The sequence below is a fragment of the Mesorhizobium sp. M2C.T.Ca.TU.002.02.1.1 genome (genome assembly GCF_003997225.1).
In genome coordinates, this window is sequence record NZ_RZTO01000771.1 from 1 (window position 1) to 2,875 (window position 2,875).

The window sequence follows — 2,875 nt, forward strand, 5'->3', positions numbered from 1 at the left end:
TGTCAACGCGCCGTTTTGTTCAATTCCAATCGATTTAGAAGGGCCCGTCGCGCAAATTCTCCCCGCGTAGGAGATTTTTGCGGAAACCTTGGCCAAACAACGGCATTGCGCCAGCGTCCTCTTCGTGGAATGACGATACCACATCGCAGCCGCCATCCCCTTTTCAGCCGATGACCCGATCCACAGTTTTCACGCCATTCGACATTGTCGAGGGCGACCGCAAGAAAGGCGTCGTGCTTCTGGCCGACCACGCCCGCCGTGACCTGCCGGAGGAGTATGGCAGTCTCGGTTTGCCGGCGTCCGAATTCGAGCGTCATATCGCCTATGACATCGGCGTCGAGACGGTGACGCGCGAGCTCGCGGCACTGCTCGGCGTGCCGGCCGTGCTTGCCGGTTTCTCGCGGCTGTTGATCGACCCCAACCGGGGCGAGGACGACCCCACCATGATCCGTCAGCTCTATGACGGGACCGTGGTGCCGGGAAACTATCCGATTGCCCGGGAGGAACGCGAGCGGCGGCTCGACCGCTTCTACCGGCCCTACCATGACGCCGTCGGCGCGATGATCGCCTCCGTGGCGCGCGCCTCGGGCCAGGCGCCATTCATCTTCTCCGTGCATTCCTTCACGCCGGTGATGCAGGGTTTTGTCCGTCCCTGGCATGTCGGCGTCCTGTGGGACCGCGACGATCGCGTGGCGCGGCCGCTGATCGACATGCTTGCCGAGGACAAGTCCCTCGTCGTCGGCGACAACGAACCCTATGACGGCGCGTTGCGCGGCGACACCATGTTCCGCCACGCCATCGTCAATGGCTACGCCCATGCGCTGATCGAGATCCGCCAGGATCTGATCGCCGACCGCGCCGGCGCTCTCGCCTGGGCCGAGCGCCTTGCGCCGATCGTTGACGCCATCGACCGGCGTGCCGATATACATCAGGTGAAGATGTTCGGCTCGCGCACCGGACCCGTGTGACGAGCCCGACAGGCCCGGAGGTTCCTAATGACCGAACTCAGCGACGACCAGAAACGCGACTTCGAGGCGGCGGCTTTCCGTCGGCTGGTGGCGCATCTGCGCGAACGCGGCGATGTCCAGAACATCGATCTGATGAACCTCGCCGGCTTCTGCCGCAACTGCCTGTCCAACTGGTATCGCGAGGCCGCCGAGGCCGACGGCGTGGCGCTGTCGAAGGATGCATCGCGCGAGATCATCTACGGCATGCCCTATGCCGAATGGCAGGCGCTCAACCAGACCGAGGCGACGGACGCCAAGAAGGCTGAGTTCGAGGCAAAGCGGCCGAAGGATCATTAACGGTCTCGATCCCGCGTCGGGCCTTACCCGGTTCGGCCCAGCGCTATGGCGGATCCTGTGAACGGCAGCACCAGATCGTAACCGGCCGGCGGCGGCGCGATCGGCGTGGCCGCGGAGGTGCCGAACTGGGTCACGCCCACGCCAAGATAGTGCGCCAGATCGTGGCGGCTGCCGCCGAACTCAAACGCGCTGCTGGCGACAAGGCGCGCGCTGAACACGTTGGTGCCGACCAGTTGCACCATCGTCGTGCCGGCGGAGACCGCGACCGTCGTGCCCACCACCAGGCTGGAGCGGCGGAAGGTGGCGATGCATTCGCCTTGCGCGAACGAAGCCGGGTCGTCAAAGGTCCATGCCGGCCGGCGCTGCAGATAGAGCGAGAACTCGCCCACCGGGTCGAGACCGAGCGACAGTGCCCCGTTGTCGACCGCCTGAGCCTTGAATGGCCTTGCCGCGAAAGTGAAATGCGCACCCGTTTCGGCGCGATTGGCGTCGGACAGCGGCACGTCGAAGAATGGCAGATGCAGGAAATATCCGTAATCGGCCACTGCGCCGTCCTTGGCGCGATAGAAGCGGCCGGTGGCGTACCAGGCGAGTTCGGCGGGAAGCAGAGCGGTCATGCTGGGTCCTGTGATGTCTTGGGAGGGACACTGCGACTGTGCCCCGTTCCGACCCGGGCGAAAAGCTCCGTATCGGTGACGCGGCTTGGCCCAAGCACTTTCGGCGCGCAGCGCTTGACTACAAATTGAATCGATCTAATTTGCCGCTCGAAATCCACCGGCGCACCAGGTTCGAAGAATGACCTTGCAAACCACGATGCAGGCCGCCACGCGCGGCCGCTGGGCCGTCGCCGGCATTTTCCTCGCCAATGGTTTCTTGACCGGCAGCTGGGCGCCGCAGATTCCGGTGTTCCTCACCCGGCTCGACATCACCCGGTTCACGCTCGGCCTGCTGATCCTGCTGTTCGGCGTCGGCGCCGTGATTTCCATGACCTGGTGCGGCCATCTCATCTCCAGGCATGGCTCGCGCACCGTGACCCGCTGGTTCGGCGTCTGCGGCAGCTTCGGCCTGCTGATCGTGGCGCTCGCGCCCAACGTTCCCCTGGCGGCGATCGCCATGCTCATCTTCGGCGGCTCGATCGGCGGCATGGATGTCGCGATGAACTCGAATGCCGTGGTGGTGGAAAGAAGGCTTTCCCGGGCGATCATGTCGTCCTCGCACGGTTTCTGGAGCCTTGGCGGCTTCGCGGGTGGCGCGCTCGGCGGCTACTCGATCCAGACCTACGGCCATCTTCCCCATGCCGTCGCAGTGACGGTGATCGCCTTTGCCGTCATCGCCCTTGCCATTCGCTATCTCGTCGCCGAGGACAAGCCGCAGACGGTCGAGCACCAGAAATTCACGCTGCCGCGTCGCACGGCCGTCTATCTGGTCGGGCTGATGGCGCTGCTCACCATGATCTCGGAATGCGCGGTGCTCGACTGGGCAGCGCTCTTCCTGCATCAGGAGCTGGGCGCCGATCTCGCGGTCGCCGGCCTCGCCTATGCCGCCTTCTCGGGCGTCATGGCGCTGATGCG

4 protein-coding genes are annotated in these 2,875 nt (G+C 64.8%); 3 read left to right on the forward strand and 1 reads right to left on the reverse strand.

The features are described from left to right. Positions 1-170 precede the first annotated feature (170 nt). On the forward strand, positions 171-968 hold the full coding sequence (locus EOD07_RS29115) for an N-formylglutamate amidohydrolase (protein WP_127237803.1): 798 nt from the start codon (positions 171-173) through the stop codon (positions 966-968). A 27-nt stretch (positions 969-995) separates the two neighbouring features. Beyond that, complete coding sequence (locus EOD07_RS29120) at positions 996-1,304, forward strand: DUF1244 domain-containing protein (protein ID WP_127237804.1); 309 nt, start codon at positions 996-998, stop codon at positions 1,302-1,304. A gap of 23 nt (positions 1,305-1,327) precedes the next feature. On the opposite strand, the gene EOD07_RS29125 is transcribed toward EOD07_RS29120, so the two are convergent. Next, entirely contained in the window at positions 1,328-1,921 is a 594-nt protein-coding gene (locus tag EOD07_RS29125; RefSeq protein ID WP_127237805.1) for a hypothetical protein, read from the reverse strand. 178 nt (positions 1,922-2,099) lie between these two features. Between EOD07_RS29125 and EOD07_RS29130 the strand changes: the two genes are divergently transcribed. Continuing rightward, positions 2,100-2,875 (forward strand): MFS transporter (locus EOD07_RS29130; protein WP_245470538.1); only part of this gene is annotated, 776 nt, incomplete at its 3' end.